At 63.7% G+C, this 23,337-nt stretch carries 21 protein-coding genes; 8 read left to right on the top strand and 13 right to left on the bottom strand.

From position 1 onward, the window contains the following. The 5 genes from dnaA (at position 1) to ahpF (ending at position 7,898) form a co-directional block, all read left to right on the top strand. A complete protein-coding gene (gene dnaA, locus OUY36_RS00005) occupies positions 1 to 1,461 on the top strand; it encodes a chromosomal replication initiator protein DnaA (RefSeq protein ID WP_102839112.1) in 1,461 nt (486 codons plus the stop codon). 33 nt (positions 1,462 to 1,494) lie between these two features. After that, positions 1,495 to 2,598: a DNA polymerase III subunit beta gene (gene dnaN, locus OUY36_RS00010; protein WP_063540258.1), complete on the top strand. Its 1,104-nt coding sequence runs from the start codon at positions 1,495 to 1,497 to the stop codon at positions 2,596 to 2,598. Between the two features lie 9 nt (positions 2,599 to 2,607). Then, a complete protein-coding gene (recF, locus tag OUY36_RS00015; protein WP_230726632.1) occupies positions 2,608 to 3,720 on the top strand; it encodes a DNA replication/repair protein RecF in 1,113 nt (370 codons plus the stop codon). Then, positions 3,717 to 6,131: a DNA topoisomerase (ATP-hydrolyzing) subunit B gene (gene gyrB, locus OUY36_RS00020; RefSeq protein ID WP_200596965.1), complete on the top strand. Its 2,415-nt coding sequence runs from the start codon at positions 3,717 to 3,719 to the stop codon at positions 6,129 to 6,131. The genes recF and gyrB overlap by 4 nt, the downstream gene beginning before the upstream one ends. A 204-nt stretch (positions 6,132 to 6,335) precedes the next feature. Then, a complete protein-coding gene (gene ahpF, locus OUY36_RS00025) occupies positions 6,336 to 7,898 on the top strand; it encodes an alkyl hydroperoxide reductase subunit F (protein ID WP_267936090.1) in 1,563 nt (520 codons plus the stop codon). Positions 7,899 to 7,966: 68 nt separating this feature from the next. On the opposite strand, the gene OUY36_RS00030 is transcribed toward ahpF, so the two are convergent. The 5 genes from OUY36_RS00030 to glyQ are packed head-to-tail and all read right to left on the bottom strand — an operon-like array spanning position 7,967 to position 13,676. Further along, complete coding sequence (locus tag OUY36_RS00030) at positions 7,967 to 9,337, bottom strand: GGDEF domain-containing protein (RefSeq protein WP_267936092.1); 1,371 nt, start codon at positions 9,335 to 9,337, stop codon at positions 7,967 to 7,969. Between the two features lie 47 nt (positions 9,338 to 9,384). Continuing rightward, a complete protein-coding gene (locus OUY36_RS00035; protein WP_267936094.1) occupies positions 9,385 to 10,134 on the bottom strand; it encodes a lysophospholipid acyltransferase family protein in 750 nt (249 codons plus the stop codon). Next, positions 10,131 to 10,673: a D-glycero-beta-D-manno-heptose 1,7-bisphosphate 7-phosphatase gene (gmhB, locus tag OUY36_RS00040; protein ID WP_267938235.1), complete on the bottom strand. Its 543-nt coding sequence runs from the start codon at positions 10,671 to 10,673 to the stop codon at positions 10,131 to 10,133. The genes OUY36_RS00035 and gmhB overlap by 4 nt, the downstream gene beginning before the upstream one ends. Before the next feature lie 4 nt (positions 10,674 to 10,677). Then, positions 10,678 to 12,732 carry a glycine--tRNA ligase subunit beta gene (glyS, locus tag OUY36_RS00045; protein ID WP_063540264.1) on the bottom strand — a complete coding sequence of 685 codons (2,055 nt, stop codon included), beginning with the start codon at positions 12,730 to 12,732 and terminating at the stop codon, positions 10,678 to 10,680. Continuing rightward, positions 12,729 to 13,676: a glycine--tRNA ligase subunit alpha gene (gene glyQ, locus OUY36_RS00050; protein ID WP_003284253.1), complete on the bottom strand. Its 948-nt coding sequence runs from the start codon at positions 13,674 to 13,676 to the stop codon at positions 12,729 to 12,731. The genes glyS and glyQ overlap by 4 nt, the downstream gene beginning before the upstream one ends. A 108-nt stretch (positions 13,677 to 13,784) precedes the next feature. On the opposite strand from glyQ, the gene OUY36_RS00055 reads away from it, so the two are divergent. The 3 genes from OUY36_RS00055 to OUY36_RS00065 all read left to right on the top strand — a co-directional run bounded on the left by OUY36_RS00055 (position 13,785) and on the right by OUY36_RS00065 (position 15,638). Beyond that, the gene (locus tag OUY36_RS00055; protein WP_267936097.1) at positions 13,785 to 14,342 is read left to right on the top strand and encodes a DNA-3-methyladenine glycosylase I; all 558 of its coding nucleotides are present in this window, start codon (positions 13,785 to 13,787) and stop codon (positions 14,340 to 14,342) included. Positions 14,343 to 14,450: 108 nt separating this feature from the next. Beyond that, positions 14,451 to 15,338 (top strand): lysophospholipid acyltransferase, encoded by an 888-nt coding sequence (locus tag OUY36_RS00060; RefSeq protein ID WP_266284973.1) that lies wholly within the window; start codon positions 14,451 to 14,453, stop codon positions 15,336 to 15,338. A 33-nt stretch (positions 15,339 to 15,371) separates the two neighbouring features. Then, positions 15,372 to 15,638, top strand: a complete 267-nt coding sequence (locus tag OUY36_RS00065) for a PilZ domain-containing protein (protein ID WP_063540267.1) — start codon at positions 15,372 to 15,374, stop codon at positions 15,636 to 15,638. A 7-nt stretch (positions 15,639 to 15,645) separates the two neighbouring features. On the opposite strand, the gene OUY36_RS00070 is transcribed toward OUY36_RS00065, so the two are convergent. The 8 genes from OUY36_RS00070 to fmt form a co-directional block, all read right to left on the bottom strand. Then, positions 15,646 to 15,963: a tetratricopeptide repeat protein gene (locus OUY36_RS00070; RefSeq protein ID WP_063540268.1), complete on the bottom strand. Its 318-nt coding sequence runs from the start codon at positions 15,961 to 15,963 to the stop codon at positions 15,646 to 15,648. Between the two features lie 146 nt (positions 15,964 to 16,109). Next, positions 16,110 to 16,946 carry an ectoine/hydroxyectoine ABC transporter ATP-binding protein EhuA gene (ehuA, locus tag OUY36_RS00075; RefSeq protein WP_102929737.1) on the bottom strand — a complete coding sequence of 279 codons (837 nt, stop codon included), beginning with the start codon at positions 16,944 to 16,946 and terminating at the stop codon, positions 16,110 to 16,112. Beyond that, entirely contained in the window at positions 16,943 to 17,602 is a 660-nt protein-coding gene (ehuD, locus tag OUY36_RS00080) for an ectoine/hydroxyectoine ABC transporter permease subunit EhuD (RefSeq protein ID WP_102839122.1), read from the bottom strand. Before ehuD ends, ehuA begins: the two co-directional genes overlap by 4 nt. Further along, a complete protein-coding gene (gene ehuC / locus OUY36_RS00085) occupies positions 17,599 to 18,258 on the bottom strand; it encodes an ectoine/hydroxyectoine ABC transporter permease subunit EhuC (protein ID WP_063540271.1) in 660 nt (219 codons plus the stop codon). The genes ehuD and ehuC overlap by 4 nt, the downstream gene beginning before the upstream one ends. A 120-nt stretch (positions 18,259 to 18,378) precedes the next feature. Then, positions 18,379 to 19,236: an ectoine/hydroxyectoine ABC transporter substrate-binding protein EhuB gene (gene ehuB, locus OUY36_RS00090; protein ID WP_063540272.1), complete on the bottom strand. Its 858-nt coding sequence runs from the start codon at positions 19,234 to 19,236 to the stop codon at positions 18,379 to 18,381. Positions 19,237 to 19,573: 337 nt separating this feature from the next. Then, entirely contained in the window at positions 19,574 to 20,947 is a 1,374-nt protein-coding gene (gene trkA, locus OUY36_RS00095) for a Trk system potassium transporter TrkA (protein WP_063540273.1), read from the bottom strand. Positions 20,948 to 21,022: 75 nt separating this feature from the next. After that, positions 21,023 to 22,345: a 16S rRNA (cytosine(967)-C(5))-methyltransferase RsmB gene (gene rsmB / locus OUY36_RS00100; RefSeq protein WP_267936102.1), complete on the bottom strand. Its 1,323-nt coding sequence runs from the start codon at positions 22,343 to 22,345 to the stop codon at positions 21,023 to 21,025. Beyond that, a complete protein-coding gene (gene fmt, locus OUY36_RS00105; RefSeq protein WP_267936104.1) occupies positions 22,342 to 23,286 on the bottom strand; it encodes a methionyl-tRNA formyltransferase in 945 nt (314 codons plus the stop codon). Before fmt ends, rsmB begins: the two co-directional genes overlap by 4 nt. Positions 23,287 to 23,337 lie beyond the last annotated feature (51 nt).

The raw sequence follows: 23,337 nt of genomic DNA on the forward strand, positions 1-23,337 counted from the left end.
GTGTCGGTTGAACTTTGGCAGCAGTGTGTTGAGCTTTTGCGCGATGAACTGCCTGCTCAGCAATTCAACACATGGATTCGTCCCCTGCAGGTGGAGGGCGACGGCGATGAACTGCGCGTCTATGCCCCCAATCGCTTCGTGCTCGACTGGGTCAATGAAAAGTACCTGTCGCGACTGCTGGAGCTGCTTTCCGAACGGTCGACTGGGCTGGCGCCGGCACTCTCCCTTCTTATAGGTAGCAAGCGCACCTCGTCCGCCGCCCTGCCCTCCGCGGCCGCAGCTGCGCGCGCCCAGCCGCAACCAGCAACAACCACGCCGGTCACGCCCGCAGCGGTGGCGCAACCGCAAGCGGCCCGGTTCGAGCCGGTGGTTGCCGACCCCCCAGAGCCGGAGCCGCCGCGTACCGAGCGTACCGTCCAGGTCGAAGGTGGTCTAAAGCACACCAGCTATCTGAATCGCACCTTCACTTTCGAGAATTTCGTCGAAGGCAAATCCAACCAGCTGGCGCGGGCTGCGGCCTGGCAGGTGGCGGACAACCCCAAGCACGGTTACAACCCGCTCTTCCTTTATGGGGGAGTGGGCCTGGGCAAGACCCACCTGATGCATGCTGTGGGTAACCATCTGCTGAAAAAGAACCCGAATGCCAAGGTGGTGTACCTGCACTCGGAGCGTTTCGTGGCCGACATGGTCAAGGCCCTACAGCTCAACGCGATCAACGAGTTCAAGCGCTTCTACCGTTCAGTGGATGCGCTGCTGATCGATGACATTCAGTTCTTCGCCAAGAAAGAGCGCTCCCAGGAAGAATTCTTCCATACCTTCAATGCGCTGCTTGAAGGCGGCCAGCAAGTCATTCTCACCAGCGACCGCTATCCGAAGGAGATCGATGGGCTCGAAGAGCGTCTGAAGTCGCGTTTCGGTTGGGGTTTGACCGTAGCGGTCGAGCCGCCCGAACTGGAGACCCGTGTGGCGATCCTGATGAAGAAGGCGGATCAGGCCAAGGTGGACCTGCCCCACGATGCGGCCTTCTTCATCGCCCAGCGCATTCGCTCCAACGTCCGCGAACTCGAGGGAGCGCTGAAGCGGGTGATCGCCCATGCCCACTTCATGGGGCGCGACATCACCATCGAGCTGATACGCGAATCGCTGAAAGACCTGCTGGCGTTGCAGGATAAACTGGTCAGCGTCGACAATATCCAGCGCACCGTGGCCGAGTACTACAAGATCAAGATTTCCGATCTGCTGTCCAAGCGGCGTTCCCGTTCGGTCGCGCGTCCGCGGCAAGTGGCCATGGCTTTGTCCAAGGAATTGACCAATCACAGCCTGCCGGAGATCGGCGATGCGTTCGGCGGTCGAGATCACACCACGGTGCTGCATGCCTGTCGTAAGATCGCCGAATTGCGGGAAACAGACGCGGATATACGCGAAGATTACAAAAATCTGCTGCGAACTTTGACAACCTGAGTGCGACCTAATCTATAGGCAAGGGACCAGACCATGCATTTTTCCATTCAGCGCGAAGCCCTGTTGAAACCCCTGCAGCTGGTTGCTGGCGTCGTCGAACGCCGTCAGACCTTGCCGGTGCTGTCCAACGTTCTTCTCGTCGTACAGGGGCAGCAGTTGTCGCTGACCGGTACCGATCTCGAGGTCGAACTGGTGGGGCGCGTCGCGCTCGAAGATGCCGCCGAGCCTGGCGAGATCACCGTGCCGGCACGCAAGCTGATGGATATCTGCAAGAGCCTGCCGAGCGATGCGCTGATCAGTATTCGCCTGGATGACCAGAAGGTCGTCATCAAGTCGGGGCGCAGCCGCTTTACGCTGTCGACCCTGCCGGCCAACGATTTCCCCACCGTGGAAGAAGGTCCTGGCTCACTGTCGTTTACCGTCGAGCAAGGCAAGCTGCGCAAGCTCATCGAGCGCAGCGCGTTCGCCATGGCCCAGCAGGATGTGCGCTATTACCTCAACGGCATGCTGATCGAAGTGTCTAGCGGCATGCTGCGTGCCGTGGCCACCGATGGCCATCGCCTGGCCATGTGCTCGATGCAGGCCGGCATCGAACAGCCGGATCGCCATCAGGTGATCGTCCCGCGCAAGGGCATCCTGGAACTGGCGCGCCTGCTCAACGATCAGGATGCCGAAGTCAGCATCGTACTGGGTCAGCATCACATTCGCGCGACTACTGGCGAGTTCACCTTCACCTCCAAGCTGGTGGACGGAAAATTCCCGGACTACGAGCGTGTGCTGCCGCGGGGCGGTGACAAGCTGGTGGTCGGTGATCGTCAGCTGCTGCGCGAGGCGTTTAGCCGCACGGCGATCCTCTCCAACGAGAAGTACCGTGGCATTCGCCTGCAACTGGAAAGCGGTCTGTTGAAGATCCAGGCCAACAACCCGGAGCAGGAGGAAGCCGAGGAGGAAGTTGCGGTCGATTACAACGGAGGATCGCTGGAGATCGGTTTCAACGTCAGCTACCTGCTCGATGTCCTGGGCGTGATGACCACCGAGCAGGTGCGTCTGATTCTCTCCGACGCCAACAGCAGCGCTCTGGTGCAGGAGTTCGACAACGACGATTCCGCCTACGTCGTGATGCCGATGCGTCTGTAAATCCGCTTAATGTCCCTCAGCCGTCTCTCCGTCACCGGGGTTCGCAATCTGCACCCGGTGACGCTGACCCCCTCCCCGCGCATCAACATCCTCTTCGGCGACAACGGCAGCGGCAAGACGAGCCTGCTGGAGGCCATCCACCTGCTCGGCCTCGCACGCTCCTTTCGCAGTATTCGACTGAACCCGGTGATCACCTACGAGCAACCGGCCTGCACGGTGTTCGGCCAGGTCGAGCTACCGGACCAGCACAGTCGAGCCCTGGGGGTTTCCAGAGATCGCAGTGGCGAAGTCAGAATTCGTATCGATGGGCAGAGCGTTCGCTCTGCCGCCGAGCTGGCTGACACTCTGCCGCTGCAGCTGATCAACCCGGACAGTTTCCGTTTGTTGGAGGGGGCCCCCAAGCTGCGCAGGCAGTTCCTGGACTGGGGTGTGTTCCACGTGGAACATCGTTTCATGAGTGCCTGGCAGCGCCTGCAGCAGGCCCTGAGGCAACGGAACTCATGGCTCCGGCATGGTACACTGGACGGCGCTTCGGACGCCGCCTGGAGCCGGGAACTGAGCCTGGCCAGCGACGAGATCGATGGTTATCGCCGGGCTTACATCCAAGCGCTTAAACCGGTCTTCGAGAAGACGCTCAAGGCGCTGCTGGACCTGGATGGCCTGACGCTGAGCTATTACCGCGGTTGGGACAAGGATCGCCCATTGGTCGATGTATTGGCTTCGTCACTGGAGCGCGATCGTGCGATGGGCCATACGCAATCTGGCCCGCAGCGCGCGGATCTGCGACTCAAGGTGGGTACTCATAACGCGGCAGAAGTGCTGTCGCGTGGGCAACAGAAGCTGGTGGTGTGTGCATTGCGCATTGCCCAAGGTCATCTCGTCAGCGAGGCCAAGCGCGGGCAATGCATTTATCTGGTCGACGACCTGCCCTCGGAGCTGGATGCGCAGCACCGATTGGCGTTGTGCAGGTTGCTCGAACAGCTGAACTGTCAGGTGTTTATTACCTGCGTCGATTCAACCGTTTTGCAAGAAGGCTGGGGTGAACAGACACCAGTCTCAATGTTTCACGTGGAACATGGGCAAATAACCCAGCTCCACGGCCCCTCGGGAGTGAAGGCATGAGTGAGAACCACACGTACGACTCTTCGAGCATCAAGGTGCTGAAAGGTCTTGATGCCGTGCGTAAGCGCCCTGGCATGTATATCGGCGACACCGATGACGGCACCGGCCTGCACCACATGGTCTTCGAGGTCGTCGATAACTCGATTGATGAAGCGCTGGCCGGCTACTGCAGCGATATTTCCATCACCATCCATACCGACGAATCCATTACCGTGCGCGACAACGGGCGCGGCATTCCGGTGGATATTCACGAAGAAGGTGTATCGGCAGCCGAGGTCATCATGACCGTGCTGCACGCTGGCGGTAAGTTCGACGACAACTCCTACAAGGTATCCGGTGGCCTGCACGGCGTGGGTGTCTCGGTGGTGAACGCATTGTCCGAGGAGCTGCTGCTGACCATCCGCCGCGAAGGCAAGGTGTGGGAACAGCTCTATCGCCATGGCGTCCCGCAAGCCCCACTCGCGGCCGTGGGCGAAACCGATACATCGGGCACGCAGATCCATTTCAAGCCGTCCGCCGAGACCTTCCAGAACATCCATTTCAGCTGGGACATTCTGGCCAAGCGCCTGCGCGAGCTGTCTTTCCTCAACTCCGGCGTGGGTATCGTCCTGCGTGACGAGCGCACGGCCAAGGAAGAACTGTTCAAGTACGAGGGCGGCCTCAGCGCCTTTGTCGCGTACCTGAACACCAACAAGACCGCGGTGAACCAGGTGTTCCACTTCAACGTCCAGCGTGACGATGGCGTCGGCGTCGAAGTCGCGCTGCAGTGGAACGACAGCTTCAACGAGAACATCCTCTGCTTTACCAACAACATTCCCCAGCGTGACGGCGGTACCCACCTGGCCGGCTTCCGTTCCGCACTGACGCGTAACCTGAACAACTACATCGAGCAGGAAGGTCTGGCGAAGAAGCACAAGATCTCCACCACCGGTGACGATGCGCGTGAAGGCCTGACCGCAATCATCTCGGTCAAGGTGCCGGATCCCAAGTTCAGCTCGCAGACCAAGGACAAGCTGGTTTCTTCCGAGGTGAAGACCGCTGTGGAACAGGAAATGGGCAAGTACTTCGCCGATTTCCTGCTGGAACATCCCAACGAAGCCAAGGCTGTGGTCGGCAAGATGATCGACGCCGCGCGTGCCCGTGAGGCAGCGCGCAAGGCGCGGGAAATGACCCGCCGCAAGGGTGCGCTGGATATCGCCGGCCTGCCGGGCAAGCTCGCCGACTGTCAGGAGAAGGATCCTGCGCTGTCCGAACTGTACATCGTGGAGGGTGACTCCGCGGGTGGCTCGGCGAAGCAGGGCCGCAACCGCAAGACCCAGGCGATCCTCCCGCTCAAGGGCAAGATCCTCAACGTCGAGAAGGCACGCTTCGACAAGATGCTCTCGTCCCAGGAAGTCGGCACGCTGATCACCGCGCTGGGTTGCGGCATCGGCCGCGAGGAATACAACATCGACAAGCTGCGCTACCACAACATCATCATCATGACCGATGCTGACGTCGACGGTTCGCACATCCGCACCCTGCTCTTGACGTTCTTCTTCCGCCAGCTGCCCGAGCTGATCGAGCGTGGCTATGTGTATATCGCCCAGCCGCCTCTGTACAAGGTCAAGCGCGGCAAGCAGGAGCAGTACATCAAGGACGACGAGGCGATGGAGGAGTACCTCACTCAATCGGCCCTGGAAGATGCCAGCCTGCACGTCAACGATGATGCGCCAGGCCTGGCCGGCGAAGCGCTGGAGAAGCTGGTCAACGACTACCGTACGGTCATGAAGACCCTGCAGCGCCTGTCACGGCTGTACCCGTTGGAACTGACCGAGCACTTCATCTACCTGCCACGAGTTTCTCTCGAGCAGCTGGCGGACCATTCCGCCATGCAGGCCTGGCTCGAACAGTACAGTGCGCGGCTCAAGGGCGGCGAGCGCTCTGGGCTGGTCTACAACGTCAGCCTGCGCGAGGACAAGGAACGCCATCTGTGGCTTCCGGAGGTGGAGATCAGCTCCCACGGTCTGGCCAGCTACATCACCTTTAACCGTGATTTCTTCGGCAGCAACGACTACCGTACCGTGACGGCACTGGGCGAGAAGCTGAACAGCCTGCTGGAAGAAGGTGCCTACGTACAGCGTGGTGAGCGTAAGAAGCCCGTCGCCAGCTTCAAGGAAGCGCTGGACTGGCTGATGAACGAAGGCACCCGTCGGCACAGCGTGCAGCGCTATAAGGGTCTCGGCGAAATGAACCCGGACCAATTGTGGGAAACCACCATGGATCCGAACGTGCGGCGCATGCTCAAGGTGACGATCGAGGACGCTATCGCGGCCGACCAGATCTTCAACACGCTGATGGGCGATGCAGTGGAACCGCGCCGGGAGTTCATCGAGTCCAACGCCTTGGCAGTCTCCAATCTGGACTTCTGATGCGGCGGCACTTGTAGATTCAAAGTGATGCAAAGAAAGCCCCGGCCCCGCCGGGGTTTTCATTTTCAAAATAGACAAATCGAATCGGCGCGACTGTTTTAATCAATTTCGGAATACCCCTACTGCGGAGTAGAGTTTGCCTCATTCGAGTCATTCATCTTAAGAGCCCTCAGGGCTAATACACTTTGACGGGGTAAGTCGCCAATGTTGGATTCCAATCTCAAGACCCAGTTGAAAGCCTATCTGGAGAAGGTCACCCAGCCCTTCGAGATCGTCGCGTCCCTCGATGACGGCGAGAAATCCCGGGAGCTGCTGAGCCTGCTGCAGGACATCGCCAGCCTCAGCGACAAGATCACCTTGAAGACCGACGGCGACGATGCGCGCAAGCCGTCGTTCTCGCTCAACCGCATCGGCGGTAACATCAGCCTGCGTTTCGCCGGCATCCCCATGGGCCACGAGTTCACCTCGCTGGTGCTGGCCCTGTTGCAGGTCGGCGGGCACCCGTCGAAGACCGCACCGGAGGTGATCGAGCAGATCAAGGCGCTCGACGGCGACTACCGCTTCGAAACCTATTTCTCGCTGTCCTGCCAGAACTGCCCGGACGTGGTCCAGGCGCTGAACCTGATGGCCGTGCTCAACCCGAACATCCAGCACGTGGCCATCGACGGCGCACTGTTCCAGGACGAGGTCGAAGCCCGCCAGATCATGTCGGTGCCGAGCATCTACCTCAACGGTGAGCTATTCACCCAGGGCCGCATGAGCGAAGAAGAGATCCTCGCCAAGCTCGACACCGGTTCCAGCGCCCGTGATGCCGAGAAGCTCAAGGCCAAGGACGCCTTCGATGTGCTGGTGGTCGGCGGTGGCCCGGCCGGCGCGGCAGCGGCGATCTACGCCGCGCGCAAGGGCATCCGCACCGGTGTCGCGGCCGAGCGCTTCGGCGGTCAGGTACTCGATACCATGGCCATCGAGAACTTCATCTCGGTGAAGGAAACCGAAGGCCCGAAACTGGCCCGCGCGCTGGAAGAGCACGTGCGCGAGTACGAGGTCGACATCATGAACCTGCAGCGCGCCAGTCAGCTGATCCCGGCCGGCGACGACGGCTTGCATCGTGTGCAGTTCGAGAATGGCGGCGAGCTCAAGGCCAAGACCCTGATTCTGGCTACAGGCGCGCGTTGGCGCGAAATGAACGTGCCGGGCGAGCAGGAGTACCGCGGCCGTGGTGTCGCCTACTGCCCGCACTGCGACGGCCCGCTGTTCAAGGGCAAGCGCGTGGCGGTGATCGGCGGCGGCAACTCCGGCGTGGAAGCGGCCATCGACCTGGCCGGCATCGTCGCCCACGTCACCCTGCTGGAATTCGGCGAAGAGCTGCGTGCCGACGCCGTGCTGCAGCGCAAGCTCAACAGCCTGCCCAACGTCCGCGTGCTGAAGATGGCGCAGACCACCGAGGTCATGGGCGACGGCCAGAAGGTCACCGGCCTGGTCTACAAGGACCGCACCAGCGAAGAAATGCACAGCGTCGAGCTGGAAGGCATCTTCGTGCAGATCGGCCTGCTGCCCAACAGCGAATGGCTCAAGGGCACCCTGGAGCTGTCGCGCTTCGGCGAAATCATCGTCGATGCCAAGGGCCAGACCAGCATCCCCGGCGTGTTCGCCGCCGGTGACGTGACCACGGTGCCGTACAAGCAAATCGTGATCGCCGTGGGTGAAGGCGCCAAGGCCTCGCTGAGCGCCTTCGATCACCTGATCCGCAGCTCCGCGCCGGCCTGATCGAAACGCGAAAAAGAAGGGGAGCAACCGCCAGGTTGCTCCCCTTCTGTTTTTACGGGAGTCTGCTTTCAGCCAGCGTGCAGCACGCAGCGATCGCGCCCGCCGTGCTTGGCCTGATAAAGCGCCTGATCGGCCTGTTGCAGCAGGCGTTCATAGTCCGGATGACCGTCATGGACGGCCATGCCGATGCTGACCGTCACCTGCAGCACGTCGCCGCTGGATAGACGGAAGTGCTCGCGGGCGATGCGCTCGCGCAGCTTCTCCGCCGCCGCCAGTGCCTTGTTGGCATCGATGTCCACCAGCACCAGCAGGAATTCCTCGCCGCCCAGGCGGAAGGCATAGTCGCCGCCGCGGGTGTTGCTCGCCAGCAGCGCGCCAACCTGCTGCAGGATCTGGTCGCCGGCGTCGTGGCCATGCGTGTCGTTGATGCGCTTGAAGTGATCGACGTCGATCACCAGCACACCGAAGGTGTTGTTCGACTGACGCGCATAGAGCACTTCCTTGGCCATCACCACCGGCAGGAACTTGCGGTTGAGCAGCCGCGTCAGCACGTCACGGCCGGCCTCCAGGTCGTTGGCCTGCTCGAACAGGCTGTCGAGCAGGAACTTGATCGAGCGCGTCTGCTCGCGGATCTGGTGCAGCTTGCTCAGGCGTCCGGCGGGATCTTCCAGCGTGGCGATGGATTTGAGCTCTTCATCGATCTGCGCGATGTAATCGAGGATGCTCGCGCTTTCCGGCGAACCTTGGAAGGCATGGGAGGCCTTGTGGCGAAACCACAGGCCGAATTCGGAACCGGCCAGCTGCGGCAGTGCACCGGTGAGGTTGCCGATGGCCAGATCGAACATCAGCTGATTTTCCCAATCCAGCAGTGCGGCGCGCTGCCGCTCCTTCTCGACGCCGATGTTCTGCGAAACCGAAAACAGCCGATAGGCCTCTTCCGCCCGCGAATTGCGGTCGTGGGACTGTGAATAGGCGAAGCAGATGATTTCCACCGCGAGATCGATCAGATCGGCGCCCATGCGCGCGGCCTTGCGCCTGACCGGCTCGTCGAGTTCACGCTGTTCCAGCAGCTGGCGCAGGCGCCCCTTGAGCAGCCTGGAACCGCGCAGCACCAGGCTGACCGGTATCTCGATGCGCGCGTGGATATCGCCGACCTTGCGCTGCAGGTCGACTACCGCGTCGAGGTCGCTGTGGGCCGTCGAAGAACAGACCGTGACGATCCATTTCTGCATGGATTGGCCGAGACGGGTCTTGACCTGTTCATGGCTGAGAAAACTGGCCGAATGGGGATCGGCGAGCATCTGCGAATAGAAGTGCTCGGCCAGTTCCTGACTCTTCTCGGCCGACACCGCCTGCAACGCGGCGGCAGCTTCGGCGGGATAGCCGTCCAGCAGGCGCAGCCATTCGGCGACCAGCTGATGGTTGGGTATTTGCTGCATAGGGACTCGTTAGGATGGGCGGGCGTCCCTGCCGGCCCCGGTGTTGATCAGGGGGTCGGGCGACCCTGTGATTCGAGCTGACTGACCTGCGCGTTGACCCAGTCTTCGGCGCGCTGGTTGAGTTCGGCCACCGCGCGCGGGCCTTCGCTTTCGGCCAGCATCGGTGGGCCGATGACCACCTGGATGGTGCCGGGGCGCTTACCCCAACCAGCCTTGGGCCAGAACATGCCGGCATTGTGGGCGATCGGCAGCACCGGCAGCCCGGCGTTGACTGCCAGTGCCGCACCGCTACGGGAAAACTTCGCTGGTTGGCCGACCGGCGTGCGGGTGCCCTCGGGGAAGATCAGCACCCAGGCGCCCTGCTCCAGACGTTCGTGGCCCTGCTTGGCGACCTGGCGCAGCGCCGCTTTCGGGTTGTCACGATCGATGGCGATGGGCTTGAGCAGCATGATCGCCCAGCCGAAGAACGGCACGCGCAGCAACTCGCGCTTGAGTACCTGGGTCAGCGGCTCGAAGTACGCCGAGAGAAAGAAGGTCTCCCAGGTGCTCTGATGCTTGGCCAGGATCACGCAGGGGCGAGTCGGCACGTTCTCCGCGCCATGCACCTCGTAGCGCAGGCCGACCAGGGTCTTGCCGAGCCAGACGGCGCAGCGACACCAGTTCTGCACCACGAAGCGATAGCGGGCACGAAACGCCATGAAGGGCGCGAACACCAGGCTGACCAGGCACCAGGCGAACGCGGTGAAGGCCAGCAGGAAATAGAACAGGACAATGCGAAGGGGGAACAGGAGGCTCATCGAGAACTCTCGAGTAGATGATCGACTACGGCGGCGAGGTCATCGAAGACCTGTGTACCGGGCGGCAAGCTGCCTTCCAGCGTACGCAGGCCCTTGCCGGTCCTGACCAGGTACGGCACGCCGCCCAGCAGCATGCCAGCGTGCAGGTCGCGATGGCTGTCGCCCACTACTGGCACGCCCCTGAGGTCCGCCAGGCCGAAGTGCTCGGCGATGGTGCGGAACATTCCGGGCTTGGGCTTGCGGCAGTCGCAAACGTCATCCGGACCGTGCGGGCAATGCACGATCAGGTCGATGCGCCCGCCCTGCTCCATCACCAGCTGCTGCATCTTGAAATGCATGTCGCCGAGGGTGCTCAGGTCGAACTTGCCGCGCGCGACGCCGGACTGGTTGGTGGCCACCGCCACCGTCCAGCCGGCCTTGCACAGCCGCGCGATCGCCTGCAGCGAGCCCGGGATGGGAATCCACTCGTCCACCGACTTGACGTACTCGTCGGAGTCCTCGTTGATCACTCCGTCGCGGTCCAGCACGATCAGCTTCACGGGCTTAGCCAAGTGCGGAAATATCGGCAACGCCAAGGAACAATCCTCTCAGCCGGGCCAGCAAGGCGTAACGGTTGGCGCGCACCGAAGCGTCTTCGGCGTTCACCAGCACCGCCTCGAAGAAGGCATCCACCGGACCACGCAGGTGCGCCAGACGCTCCAGCGCCTCACGGTACTGGCGTGCGGCGGCCAGCGGCTGCACGGCCTGTTCGGCCTGCTGGATCGCCGAATACAGCGAGAACTCGGTGGCGTTGTCGAACCAGCGTGGCTCGACCGCTTCCGGCAGCTTGGCCTCGAACTTGGCCAGCAGGTTGGAGACGCGCTTGTTCGCCGCGGCCAGCGCCTCGGCTTCCGGCAATGTGCGGAAGGCCTGCACCGCCTGCACGCGCTGATCGAAGTCCAGCGCCGAACCGGGCTGCACGGCACGCACCGAGAGGTAGGCGGCGACGTCGACGCCCTCGTCTTCGTAGCGCGCACGCAGGCGGTCGAAGATGAACTCCAGCACCTGATCGGCGAGCCCGGCTGACTTGACCTGCGTACCGAACTGGCCAATGGCGAAGTTCACCGCTTCGACCAAGTCCAGATCCAGTTGCTTCTCGATGAGGATGCGCAGCACGCCGAGGGCGGCACGGCGCAGGGCGTAGGGGTCCTTGGAGCCGGTCGGTAGCATGCCGATACCGAAGATCCCGACCAGGGTGTCGAGCTTGTCGGCCACGGCCACGGCCGCGCCAGTGAGTGTGCTCGGCAGTTCGCCGCCCGCGCCGCGCGGCATGTACTGCTCGTTCAATGCCAGCGCCACGTCTTCCGGCTCGCCGTCGTTGAGCGCGTAGTAGTAGCCGGCGATGCCTTGCATTTCCGGGAACTCGCCAACCATTTCGGTGGCCAGGTCGCACTTGCAGAGCAGGCCGGCGCGCGCGGCGCGCTGCTTGTCGCCACCGGTACGTTCGGCGATCAGCCCGGCCAGGCGCGAGACGCGCTCGGCCTTGTCATACACGGTGCCGAGCTGGGCCTGGAACACCACGTTCTTCAGGCGATCGTTGAAGCTGTCGAGCTTCTGCTTCTTGTCCTGCTTGAAGAAGAACTCGGCGTCGGTCAGGCGCGGACGCACGACCTTCTCGTTGCCGGCGACGATCTGCGCCGGGTCCTTCGATTCGATGTTGGCCACGGTGATGAAGCGCGGCAGCAGCTTGCCGTTGGCGTCCAGCAGGCAGAAGTACTTCTGGTTGTCCTGCATGGTGGTGATCAGCGCTTCCTGAGGCACTTCGAGGAAGCGTTCCTCGAACGAGCAGACCAGCGGCACCGGCCACTCGACCAGCGCGGTCACTTCATCGAGCAGCGCCGGCGGCACAATGGCCGTGCCGTTCTGCTCGCCAGCCAGCTGCTCGACGCGCTTGGCGATCAGCTCGCGGCGCTCGGCGAAGTCGGCGATCACATGGGCGCCCCGCAGGTCTTCCAGATAGCTGGACGGCTTGGAAATGTGCACCTGGCCGGGGCTGTGGAAGCGGTGGCCGCGGGATTCGCGACCGGCGCGCTGGGCGAGGATCTCGCAATCGATCACCTGCTCACCGAACAGCATCACCAACCACTGGGTCGGGCGGACGAACTCTTCCTTGCGTGCAGCCCAGCGCATGCGCTTGGGGATCGGCAGATCGTTCAGCGAGGCCTCGACGATGCCTGGCAGCAGCTGGGCGGCAGGCTGGCCCTCGATGGTGCGGCTGAACTTGAGCTTCGGCCCGCTGCGATCGATCTCGGCCAGATCCACGCCACACTTGCGGGCGAAACCCAGAGCAGCCTGGGTCGGCTCACCTTCGGCGTCGAAGGCGGCCTGCAGCGGTGGGCCGTCGAGGTTGATGCTGCGATCCGGCTGCTGAGTCGCCAGCTGCTCGACCAGCACCGCCAGACGGCGCGGCGCGGCGTAGGCCTGCGCTTTGGCGAAGTTCAGGCCGGCGTCCTTCAGGCCCTTCTCGATACCGGCGCAGAAGGCCTCGGCCAGCTTGGCGAGCGCCTTCGGTGGCAGTTCTTCGGTACCCAGTTCGACGAGGAAATCCAGTGCACTCATTCTGCAGCCTCCAGCTTGGCCAGCACTTCGTCACGCAGTTCGGGGGTGGCCATGGGGAAGCCGAGCTTGGCCCGGGCCAGCAGGTAGCTCTGGGCGATCGAACGCGCCAGGCTGCGCACGCGCAGGATGTACTGCTGGCGCGCGGTGACCGAAATGGCGCGACGGGCATCGAGCAGGTTGAAGGTGTGCGAGGCCTTGACCACCATCTCGTAGGCCGGCAATGGCAGCTCGGCGGCCATCAGCCGGTTGGCTTCGCTCTCGTAGAAGTCGAACAATTCGAACAGCTTCGGCACGTTGGCGTGCTCGAAGTTGTAGGTCGACTGCTCCACCTCGTTCTGGTGGAACACGTCGCCATAGGTCACGGTGCCGAACGGCCCGTCGGCCCAGATCAGGTCGTAGACCGAGTCGACGCCCTGCAGGTACATGGCCAGGCGCTCGAGACCGTAGGTGATCTCACCGGTGACCGGGTAGCACTCGACGCCGCCGACCTGCTGGAAGTAGGTGAACTGGGTGACTTCCATGCCGTTGAGCCACACCTCCCAGCCCAGACCCCAGGCGCCGAGGGTCGGCGATTCCCAGTTGTCCTCGACGAAACGCACGTCGTGCACCGAGGTGTCGACGCCGATGCGACGCAGCGACTCCAGGTACAGGTCCTGGATGTTGTCCGGGTTGGGCTTCAACACCACCTGGAACTGGTAGTAGTGCTGCAGGCGGTTGGGGTTTTCGCCGTAGCGACCGTCGGCCGGGCGCCGCGAAGGCTGGACGTAGGCGGCGTTCCAGGTCTCGGGACCGATGGCGCGCAGGAAGGTGGCGGTGTGGAAAGTACCGGCGCCCATTTCCATGTCATAGGGCTGCAGGACCACGCAACCCTGCTCGGCCCAGTAGCTTTGCAGGGCGAGGATCAGGTCTTGGAAGGTGCGCACGGCAGGCGTAGTCTGGCTCAAAATTTCACCTGTGCTGGGCTTCGACAGAAAGCCTCGGAGTATACCCCCCGCATGGCTGCGCTTGCGATGGTTTCGGCCACCCAGACGTGGTCTGCACAAGGAGACCACATGCCACGTTGCGCCTGGTGCGGCACGGACCCGCTGTACATCGACTACCACGATCGCGAATGGGGCGTACCGGCCCGCGATCCGCAGGTGCTGTTCGAATTTCTGCTGCTCGAAGCCTTCCAGGCCGGGCTGTCCTGGATCACCGTGCTGCGCAAGCGCGAGCGCTACCGGCAGGTGCTGTTCGGTTTCGATGCCGAGCGGCTGGCGCGCATGAGCGATGCCGAGATCGATGAGCGCATGCTGGACCCTGGCATCATCCGCAACCGGCGCAAGCTCGAGGCGGCGCGCAGCAACGCGCGTGCCTGGTTGCAGCTGGAGGACCCGGTGGGTTTCGTCTGGTCGTTCGTCGGCGGCGAGCCGAAGATCAACCGCTTCGAGTGCATCGATCAGGTGCCGGCGGTCTCGCCCGAGGCCGAGGCGATGAGCCGCGCCTTGAAGAAGGCCGGCTTCAGCTTCGTCGGCCCGACCATCTGCTACGCCTACATGCAGGCCTGCGGCATGGTCATGGACCACCTGACCGATTGCGAGCGCCACGCCGAGCTGGCCGGCGACGTTTGAAACACTGCACGCCTGAGCTGCCAGGATGTGCGTTGTTGCCGCCGCTGCGCCTGAAAGCCGGCGACGGTTGCAGGTAGACTAGGCGACCTGAAAATTTCGGAGTGCGGTGTGGAAAAGCTCAAAGGTGCCTTGGTCGTCGGCTCCCTGCGACTCTTCGCTCGACTGCCCTGGCGCATGGTCCAGGGCCTGGGCTCGGCGATCGGCTGGCTGATGTGGAAGCTGCCGAACCGCTCGCGCGAGGTGGCGCGCATCAACCTGCACAAGTGCTTTCCCGAGCTCGGCCCGGCGGAACTCGACGCCCTGCTCGGCCGCACCCTGCGTGAAACCGGCATGACCTTCACCGAAAGCGCCTGCGCCTGGATCTGGCCGGCGGAGAAGACCCTGAGACTGGTTCGTGAAGTCGAGGGTCTCGAGGTGCTGCAGGCGGCGCTGGCCTCGGGCAAGGGCGTGGTCGGCATTACCAGCCACCTGGGCAACTGGGAAGTGCTGAACCACTTCTATTGCGCGCAATGCAAACCGATCATCTTCTACCGCCCGCCGAAGCTGAAGGCAGTGGACGATCTGCTGCAACAGCAGCGCGTGCAGCTGGGCAATCGGGTCGCGCCGTCGACCCGCGAGGGCATTCTCAGCGTGATCAAGGAAGTCCGCCGTGGCGGTGCGGTGGGCATTCCGGCCGACCCCGAGCCAAGCGAAGGCAGTGGTATCTTCGTGCCCTTCTTCGCCACCCAGGCGCTGACCAGCAAGTTCGTGCCCGGCATGCTCGCCGGCGGCAAGGCGGTTGGGGTGTTCCTTCATGCGTTGCGTCTGGAGGATGGTTCCGGCTACAAGGTCGTCCTCGAGGCCGCGCCCGAAGGGATGTACAGCGAAGATGCGGAAACTGGCGTAGCGGCGATGAGCGCAATGATCGAGAAGTACGTGCGCGCCTATCCCAGCCAGTACATGTGGACCATGAAGCGCTTCAAGAAACGCCCCGCCGGCGAGAAGCGCTGGTACTGATCAGGCTCAAACAACAACGACAGGGACGAGCGCATGCAAAACCAGAGACAGCATCCGCGTACCAACATGAAGTGCCGCATCCGCATCACGCATCCGGCCTTTGGCGAGGTCTTTGCGCAAACTCGCGACCTATCCGATGGCGGTGTCTATGTCCGACATCCGGAGCTGGTGGTGCTGCATCCCGGCGACGAGGTCACCGGCCAGGTCCAGGACCTGCCGATTCCGGCGCCAGAGCTGCGGATGGTGGTGATGCGGGTGGATGCCGAAGGAGTCGGCCTGCGGTTTCTGCGCGAAGACTGAGCGAGCGTCAGTCGGGCGTCAGCCGGTCGAGACGGCGCAGGAATACGGTCATTTCCTTTTCCGCCTGCTTGTCACCCTGGGCGTTCGCCGCAGCGATGCCACGTTCCCACGCCTGATGGGCCCCGGGCTTGTCGCCGTCGGCCTGCAGGGCCTTGCCCAATAGCTTCCAGGCGGCTGAGTACTTCGGATCGAGTTCGACGCAGCGGCGCAGATGTTCGGCCGCCCTGCCTGGTTGCCCGGCATCTAGATAGCCTTTGCCTAGACCGAAGCGCAGCATCGGATTGTCCATGCCTTGGGAGAGCATTTTTTCCAGCGATTCGAGCATGTTCGGACCTTGATTGGCGCGCGGCGCCGGAAGGAATCTTCTCACTGTAGTGCAAAGCGTTGACCGGGCAAGAGCAGCGGCATAGGCCAATGGTCTTAGTTGTCGCGCCGGATATTGCACGCCGAGCGTGACAGCAGTGCGACACGTCAGTGCGCTTCGTTGACCGCACTGAGGAATTCCCGGGTGCGTTCCTCGCGCGGGTTGTTGAACAGCTCGTCCGGGCTGCCCTGCTCGTGGATCCGGCCCTGGTGGAAGAAGCACACTCGATCGGCGAACTCACGGGCGAACCCCATCTGGTGGGTGACCATGAGCATGGTCAGGTTATGCGCGTCGCCGAGACGACGGATCACATTCAGCACCTCGCCGCAAAGCTCCGGGTCGAGCGCCGAAGTCACCTCGTCGAAGAGCATCACTTTCGGCCGCATCGCCAGTGCGCGGGCGATGGCCACGCGCTGCTGCTGTCCGCCGGAGAGCTGCGCCGGGAAGTGCTCCAGCTTGTCCTCCAGGCCGACCATCGCCAGCAACTCCTCTGCCCTTTCGCGGGCTTCGGCCTTGCTCAGCCCGAGCACCTGCACCGGTGCCTCCATGACGTTCTGCAGCGCGTTCATGTGCGGAAACAGGTTGAAGCTCTGGAATACCATGCCGACCTTGCCGCGCACCCGACGCAGATGGCGGGCATTGGCCGGCACCAGACGACCATGTCCATCGGGCATGTGCGTCAGGGGTTCGCCGTCCACCTCGATCAGCCCGTCGTCGATCCCTTCCAGGGTCATCAGCACCCGCAGCAGCGTCGACTTGCCCGAGCCGCTGGGGCCGATGATCGCGACCTTCTCGCCCTCGCGAATCTCCAGATCGAGCCCGTCGAGCACGGTCAGCTCGCCGTAGTGCTTGCTCACGCCGGCGAAGCGCACCATCGGTTGCGCTGCCTCGGCTGGTTCGTGAGCGGTGTTCGGTTGTTCTGTGGCAGGCATTGGCGTATTCATCGGGCCAGCTCCATGCGGTTTTCCAGGCGGCGCACGCACCAGGCGAGGCCGAGGCTGAGAATGAGGAAGAACACGCCGACCATGGTGATCGGCTCCAGATAGCGGAAACTTTCGGAACCGATGTTCTTGGCCCGCTGCATGATTTCCACCACGGTGATCGCCGAAAGCACCGGCGTGTCCTTGAGGATCGAGATCAGGTAGTTGCCCAGCGCCGGCAGAACCGGGCGCAACGCCTGCGGCAGGATCACGTCGCGGTAGGCAGTCCAAGGCTTCATGTTCAGCGCGGTGACGGCTTCCCACTGCGAGCGCGGCACCGCATCCAGACCGGCGCGGTAGACCTCGGCGGTGTAGCAGGCGTAATGCAGCGCGATGCCGATGATCCCCGCCTGCATGGCGCTGAGATTGAGGCCATAGTTGGGGAAGACGTAGAACAGGAAGTACACCTGGATCAGCAGCGGGGTGCTGCGAATGAACTCGATCAGCCCGGTGATCGGCCAGGACAGCCAGCGTTGGCGGCTGCGGCGGGCGATGGCGAGAAACAGGCCGAGCACCACGGCAATGGCGAAACCGGCCAGGGCAATGCCGATGGTGGTCAGCGAGGCGTCCAGCAGACGCGGCAGGATCTCGCGGGCGAACTGCCAGTCGAAGAAGTTCATGACAGGCCTCCACGCATCCGTCCGCGGGCCAGGCGACGCTCCAGCTGGCGCATGCCGAAGTTGATCGCCTGTGCCAGGATGAAATAGATGACCAGCGCCAGGCCGAATATCTCCAACGTCATCAGCGTCGCCTGATCCAGCTGACGGGCACGGAAGGCCAGATCCGACAGGGTGATCAGCGATACCAGCGAGGTATTCTTCAGCAATTCGATCAGCAGGTTGGTGCCGGGCGGAATCGCCGCGAGCAGTGCCTGCGGCAGGATGATTCGGCGCATGCGCGTCAGCGGCGTCATGTTCAGCGCCTGACAGGCCTCATGCTGGCCCTGGTGCACCGAGCGGATGGCGCCGCGCAGCACCTCGGCCCCGTAGGCGCCGATGTTCAACCCAAGGCCGACCACTGCCACGGCGAAGGCGCTCATGGCGATGTTGAACGGCGGCATCGGCAGCACGAAGTACAGCCAGAACAGCTGTACCAGCAGCGATGAGCCGCGGAATACCTCAATGTAAGCGATGGCCAGCCAGCGCAATGGCGCCAGTGGCGAGAGTCGGGCCAGCGCGGCAATCAGCGCGCAGGCAATGGCCAGCAGGGAGCCAAAGAACGTCACCTTCACGGTGACCCAGGCACCCTGCCAGAGCAGAGGAAGCAATTCGATCATGATGGCGCTATCCGGTTTCCGGAGCGCTGACCGAGGCTGCGCAGCGTGCTACGAAGCCTTGGTCAGCGTTCACAGGCGGGACAGCGGGTCAGCCGCGCCAACCAGCCGCCCCGACGGGCTTCAGGCGCCGCAGAGCTCGGCGGCGGTCTTGTCGGTCAGATTGGAGCGGTCGAAACCGAACGGCTCGATGGTCTCGAGGTGCTCGTCGCTGCCCAGCCATTTCTTCAACTCGGCGTTGACCGCATCCCTTAGCGCTTCGTCCTGCGGACGGAATGCCAGTGCGCCATAGCCGGCCCGCGACGGATCGTCCTGGAAGTCATCGATGGCTTCGACATCGTCACCGGCCTTCTGCGCAAGCCCGCGCATGGTCAGCTGGGTGCCGATGGCGGCGTCGGCGCGGCCGCTGCGCACCGCCTGCAGCTGCGAGGTGGTATCGGGCACCTGGAGGATCTGCGAATCCTTGATGCCGGCCTTGCGCGCATAACCGAGGTTCACCGTGCCGGACATGATGGCGATCTTCACCTCGGGATTGCCGGCGATGTCCTCGTAGCTGCGCAGATTCTTCGGGTTGCCCTCGGCCACCAGCAGGGTGTCGAGCAGGCGGTAGTGCGGGTCGGTGAACAGCACCTGCTTGCAGCGTTCGGGGGTGATGTACATGCCGGCGGCGATGAGGTCGAAGCGACCGGCACGCAAACCGGGAATCAGCGAGCCCCACTCGGTCAGTACCGGCTTGATGGTGTCGATCTCCATGCGCTCGAAGACCTTGCGCACGATTTCCGGCGATTCGCCAGTGACGCTGCCATCCAGCGCGGTATAGGCGAACGGCGTCTCGTTGGCGTAGCCGATGCGTACGCTGCTGCTGTCCTTGATCTTTTCCAGGGTATCGGCCTGGGTGAGGCCGGCGAGACCGATGCTGGCCAGGGCGGCACAGCTGATCAGGAGCCGGCGGGAGTGTGTCGTGATGGTGCTGTTCCTCATGGGAGTTTCTCCTGTTCCTTGTAGAGACCCGAGGAATCGGATCGTTATCTGTCTAGGAGTGGTAACTGCATGGACCGTAGTTAAGGACGCCTTCGAAGCGCCAAGGTGCCGCAGGTATTTGCGCGTCGATAGTCTGCATCAATCGAGCGAAGCATCTGGCAACCAGTCCGGAGGGTACAAAAGCTGGACATAAAATGGAAATCTGAGCCTATCTGGTTCGAATTGGCTCGATTGAATAGAAAGCTGTTGCCGAGCCGAGTTTCGTCCGCAAGGGTAGTCGATTGAGAAAACAAAACGGCCCGCCAGGAGGCGGGCCGCTCGTTCGGGGGAAGGGAGGTCAGAAGAACGTCAGGCCAGCCTGGAACAGGCGCTCGACGTCGCGGATGTGCTTCTTGTCGACCAGGAACAGGATGACGTGGTCGCCCGACTCGATCACCGTGTTGTCGTGAGCGATCAGCACCTGCTCATCGCGGATCACCGCGCCAATGGTGGCGCCGGGTGGCAGGGCGATCTTGCTGATGGGACGGCCGACGACCTTGCTCGAACGCGAGTCGCCATGGGCGATCACCTCGATGGCTTCGGCCGCGCCGCGGCGCAGCGAGTGGGCGCTGACGATATCGCCACGGCGCACGTGGGTCAGCAAAGTGCCGATGGTGGCGAGCTGCGGGCTGATGGCGATGTCGATCTCGCCGCCCTGCACCAGGTCGACGTAGGCCGGGTTGTTGATGATGCACATGACCTTGCGCGCGCCGAGGCGCTTGGCCAGTAGCGAGGACATGATGTTGGCCTCGTCGTCGTTGGTCAGGGCGAGAAACACATCCGCTTCGTTGATGTTCTCTTCCACCAGCAGGTCGCGGTCCGAGGCGCTGCCCTGCAGGATGATGGTGCTGTCCAGAGTGTCGGAGAGGTAGCGGCAGCGCGCCGGGTTCATCTCGATGATCTTGACCTGGTAGCGGCTCTCGATGGCCTCGGCCAGGCGTTCGCCGATGTGCCCGCCGCCAGCGATGACGATGCGCTTGTAGTTCTCGTCGAGCCGGCGCATCTCGCTCATGACCGCGCGAATGTGGCCGCGGGCGGCGATGAAGAACACCTCGTCATCGGCCTCGATCACCGTGTCGCCCTGCGGCAGGATCGCGTGGTTGCGACGGAAGATCGCGGCCACACGGGTATCGACATTGGGCATGTGGCGACGCAGCTGGCGCAGCTCCTGGCCGACCAGTGGTCCGCCGTAGTAGGCGCGCACGGCAACCAGTTGCGCCTTGCCTTCAGCGAAGTCGATCACCTGCAGCGAGCCGGGGTGTTCGATCAGCCGCTTGATGTAGTTGGTGACCACCTGTTCGGGACTGATCAGCACGTCGACCGGGATCGCTTCGTTGTTGAACAGGCCCGAGCGCACCAGATAGGCCGCCTCGCGCACCCGGGCGATCTTGGTCGGCGTATGGAACAGGGTGTAGGCGACCTGACAGGCGACCATGTTGGTTTCGTCGCTGTTGGTCACCGCCACCAGCATGTCGGCGTCGTCGGCACCGGCCTGGCGCAGCACCGTGGGAAAGGAGCCGCGGCCCTGGATGGTGCGGATGTCCAGACGGTCGCCGAGATCGCGTAGGCGATCGCCGTCGGTGTCCACCACGGTGATGTCGTTGGCTTCGCTGGCGAGGTGCTCGGCGAGGGTACCGCCGACCTGGCCGGCGCCGAGAATGATGATCTTCACGCGATCACTCCTGAGAGGCGGACGCTTGCCGCCGCTTCCATGTTTGGCCCGCGCGCATTGCGCTGGGGTTTCGACTCAGCCACTGACGCCACGTGGCTGCGCCGCGATCTTGATCAGCTTGGCATAGTAGAAGCCGTCGTGGCCGTCCTGCTGCGGCAGCAGCTGGCGGCCGTGCGGCTGCGTCAGGCCGAAGCCAGGCGGCAGATCCAGCTCGCGCGCGCCCGGTGTGCGCTCGAGGAAGGCGCCGATCACCTCGCGGTTCTCGGTCGGCAGCACTGAGCAGGTGGCGTAGAGCAGCACGCCGCCGACCTCCAGAGTCGGCCACAGCGCATCGAGCATCTCGCCCTGCAGGGCGGCCAGCGGGGCGATGTCCTCGGGCTGGCGGGTCAGCTTGATATCTGGATGCCGGCGGATCACGCCGGTGGCCGAGCACGGTGCATCGAGCAGGATGCGCTGGAACGGCTTGCCATCCCACCACTGCGCGGTAGCGCGGGCATCGGCTGCGACCAGCTCGGCATCGAGCTGCAGGCGCGCGAGATTCTCCTGCACTCGTGCCAGACGCTTGGGCTCGAGATCCAGGGCGATCAGTCCGGCCAACTGCGGCTCGCGCTCGAGCAGGTGGCAGGTCTTGCCGCCCGGCGCGCAGCAGGCGTCCAGCACGCGCTGGCCGGGCGCCAGATCGAGCAGCCCGGCGGCCAGCTGGGCGGCCTCGTCCTGCACGCTGACCCGTCCTTCAGCGAAGCCGGGCAGCTGCTGCACATCGCAGGGGCTGGCGAGCCGGATGCCGTCTTCGCTGAATTCGCAGGGGTGGGCTTCGATGCCGGCAGTTTGCAGCTCGGCCAGGTATCCGTCCCGGCTGACCTGCCGGCGATTGACCCGCAGCATCATCGGCGGGTGCGCGTTGTTGGCCGCGCAGATGGCTTCCCAGTGCTCGGGCCAGTGCGCCTTGAGCGCCTTCTGCAACCAGCGCGGATGGGCGACGCGAATCACCGGGTCGTGTTCCAGTTCGACCAGCAGCGCTTCGCCTTCGCGCTGGGCGCGGCGCAGCACGGCGTTGAGCAGGCCCTTGGCCCAGGGCTTCTTCAGTTTGTCGACGCAACCGACGGTTTCGCCGATGGCGGCATGGGCTGGGATGCGGGTATGCAGCAGCTGATAGAGGCCGACCAGCAACAATGCTTCAACATCGCGGTCGGCTGCCTTGAACGGCTTCTGCAACAGCTTGTTGGCCAGCCCGGCCAGCCGTGGTTGCCAGCGCGCGGTGCCAAAGGCCAGCTCCTGGGTCAGGCCGCGATCGCGGGCGTCGACCTTGCCCAAGACCTCCGGCAGGCTGCTGCCCAGCGAGGCCTTGCCCGAGAGCACGACGCTCAGCGCACGGGCGGCGGCCAGACGCGGGTTCATTGACCAAGCACCAGGCCGGGGGCGAACTGCTCGCGGCGACTGTTGTACAGGTCGGCGAAGCCTAGCGGTTTGCCGCCAGGCAGCTGCAGGCGGGTCAGGCGCAGGGCGCCGCTGCCGCAGGCAACCGTCAGTCCTTCCTTGCTCGCTTCGAGGATGCGGCCGGGCTCGCCGCGGCCTTCGCCGAGCCGCGCCGCGTGAATCTTCAGCGTCTCGCCGTCCAGCGTGCTGTGGCAGATCGGCCAGGGATGAAAGGCGCGGATCAGCCGCTCCAGCTCGACGGCCGGGCGCGTCCAGTCGATGCGCGCCTCGTCCTTGCTCAGCTTGTGCGCATAGGTGGCCAGACTGTCGTCCTGTACGTCGGGCAGCAGCGTGCCGGCAGCCAGTGCGTCGACGGCCTGCACCACGGCCTGCGAACCGATCGCGGCGAGACGGTCGTGCAGCGTGCCGCCGGTGTCGTCATCACCGATCGGCGTGCTGACCTTGAGCAGCATCGGACCGGTGTCCAGGCCCGCTTCCATCTGCATCACGGTGACGCCGGATTCGCTGTCACCGGCCTCGATGGCGCGCTGGATCGGCGCGGCACCACGCCAGCGCGGCAATAGCGAGGCATGGCTGTTGATGCAGCCCAGGCGCGGCAGGTCGAGCACCGTCTGCGGCAGGATCAGGCCGTAGGCGACCACCACCATCAGGTCCGCCTGCAGGGTCGCCAGCTGTGCCTGCGCAGCCGGGTCACGCAGCGTCTGCGGCTGGAATACCGGAATGTCGTACTGCACCGCGAGCTGCTTGACCGGGCTGGGCATCAGCTTCTGGCCGCGACCGGCGGGGCGATCCGGCTGGGTATAGACGGCAACGATCGACTTGCCCGCATCGAGCAGGGCCTGCAGGTGCTGGGCGGCGAATTCCGGGGTGCCGGCGAAAACGATGCGCAAGGGCTGGGTCATGGGGGCTCGCTAAGAAAAAGGCTTGCCGTAGCAAGCCTTCGAGGTTCGGGA

The sequence above is a fragment of the Stutzerimonas sp. R40042 genome (assembly GCF_026642215.1).
GTDB lineage: Bacteria > Pseudomonadota > Gammaproteobacteria > Pseudomonadales > Pseudomonadaceae > Stutzerimonas > Stutzerimonas frequens.

Coding starts and splice junctions, on each gene's coding strand:
- OUY36_RS00035 (WP_267936094.1), bottom strand. CDS start 10,134: ATGAGCCTCCTGTTCCCCCTTCGCATTGTCCTGTTCTATTTCCTGCTG.
- OUY36_RS00070 (WP_063540268.1), bottom strand. CDS start 15,963: ATGCTCGAATCGCTGGAAAAAATGCTCTCCCAAGGCATGGACAATCCG.
- gyrB (WP_200596965.1), top strand. CDS start 3,717: ATGAGTGAGAACCACACGTACGACTCTTCGAGCATCAAGGTGCTGAAA.
- glyS (WP_063540264.1), bottom strand. CDS start 12,732: ATGAGTGCACTGGATTTCCTCGTCGAACTGGGTACCGAAGAACTGCCA.
- recF (WP_230726632.1), top strand. CDS start 2,608: ATGTCCCTCAGCCGTCTCTCCGTCACCGGGGTTCGCAATCTGCACCCG.
- fmt (WP_267936104.1), bottom strand. CDS start 23,286: ATGACCCAGCCCTTGCGCATCGTTTTCGCCGGCACCCCGGAATTCGCC.
- ehuA (WP_102929737.1), bottom strand. CDS start 16,946: ATGAATACGCCAATGCCTGCCACAGAACAACCGAACACCGCTCACGAA.
- ehuB (WP_063540272.1), bottom strand. CDS start 19,236: ATGAGGAACAGCACCATCACGACACACTCCCGCCGGCTCCTGATCAGC.
- rsmB (WP_267936102.1), bottom strand. CDS start 22,345: ATGAACCCGCGTCTGGCCGCCGCCCGTGCGCTGAGCGTCGTGCTCTCG.
- ehuD (WP_102839122.1), bottom strand. CDS start 17,602: ATGAACTTCTTCGACTGGCAGTTCGCCCGCGAGATCCTGCCGCGTCTG.
- dnaN (WP_063540258.1), top strand. CDS start 1,495: ATGCATTTTTCCATTCAGCGCGAAGCCCTGTTGAAACCCCTGCAGCTG.
- ehuC (WP_063540271.1), bottom strand. CDS start 18,258: ATGATCGAATTGCTTCCTCTGCTCTGGCAGGGTGCCTGGGTCACCGTG.
- OUY36_RS00065 (WP_063540267.1), top strand. CDS start 15,372: ATGCAAAACCAGAGACAGCATCCGCGTACCAACATGAAGTGCCGCATC.
- ahpF (WP_267936090.1), top strand. CDS start 6,336: ATGTTGGATTCCAATCTCAAGACCCAGTTGAAAGCCTATCTGGAGAAG.
- OUY36_RS00030 (WP_267936092.1), bottom strand. CDS start 9,337: ATGCAGCAAATACCCAACCATCAGCTGGTCGCCGAATGGCTGCGCCTG.
- OUY36_RS00055 (WP_267936097.1), top strand. CDS start 13,785: ATGCCACGTTGCGCCTGGTGCGGCACGGACCCGCTGTACATCGACTAC.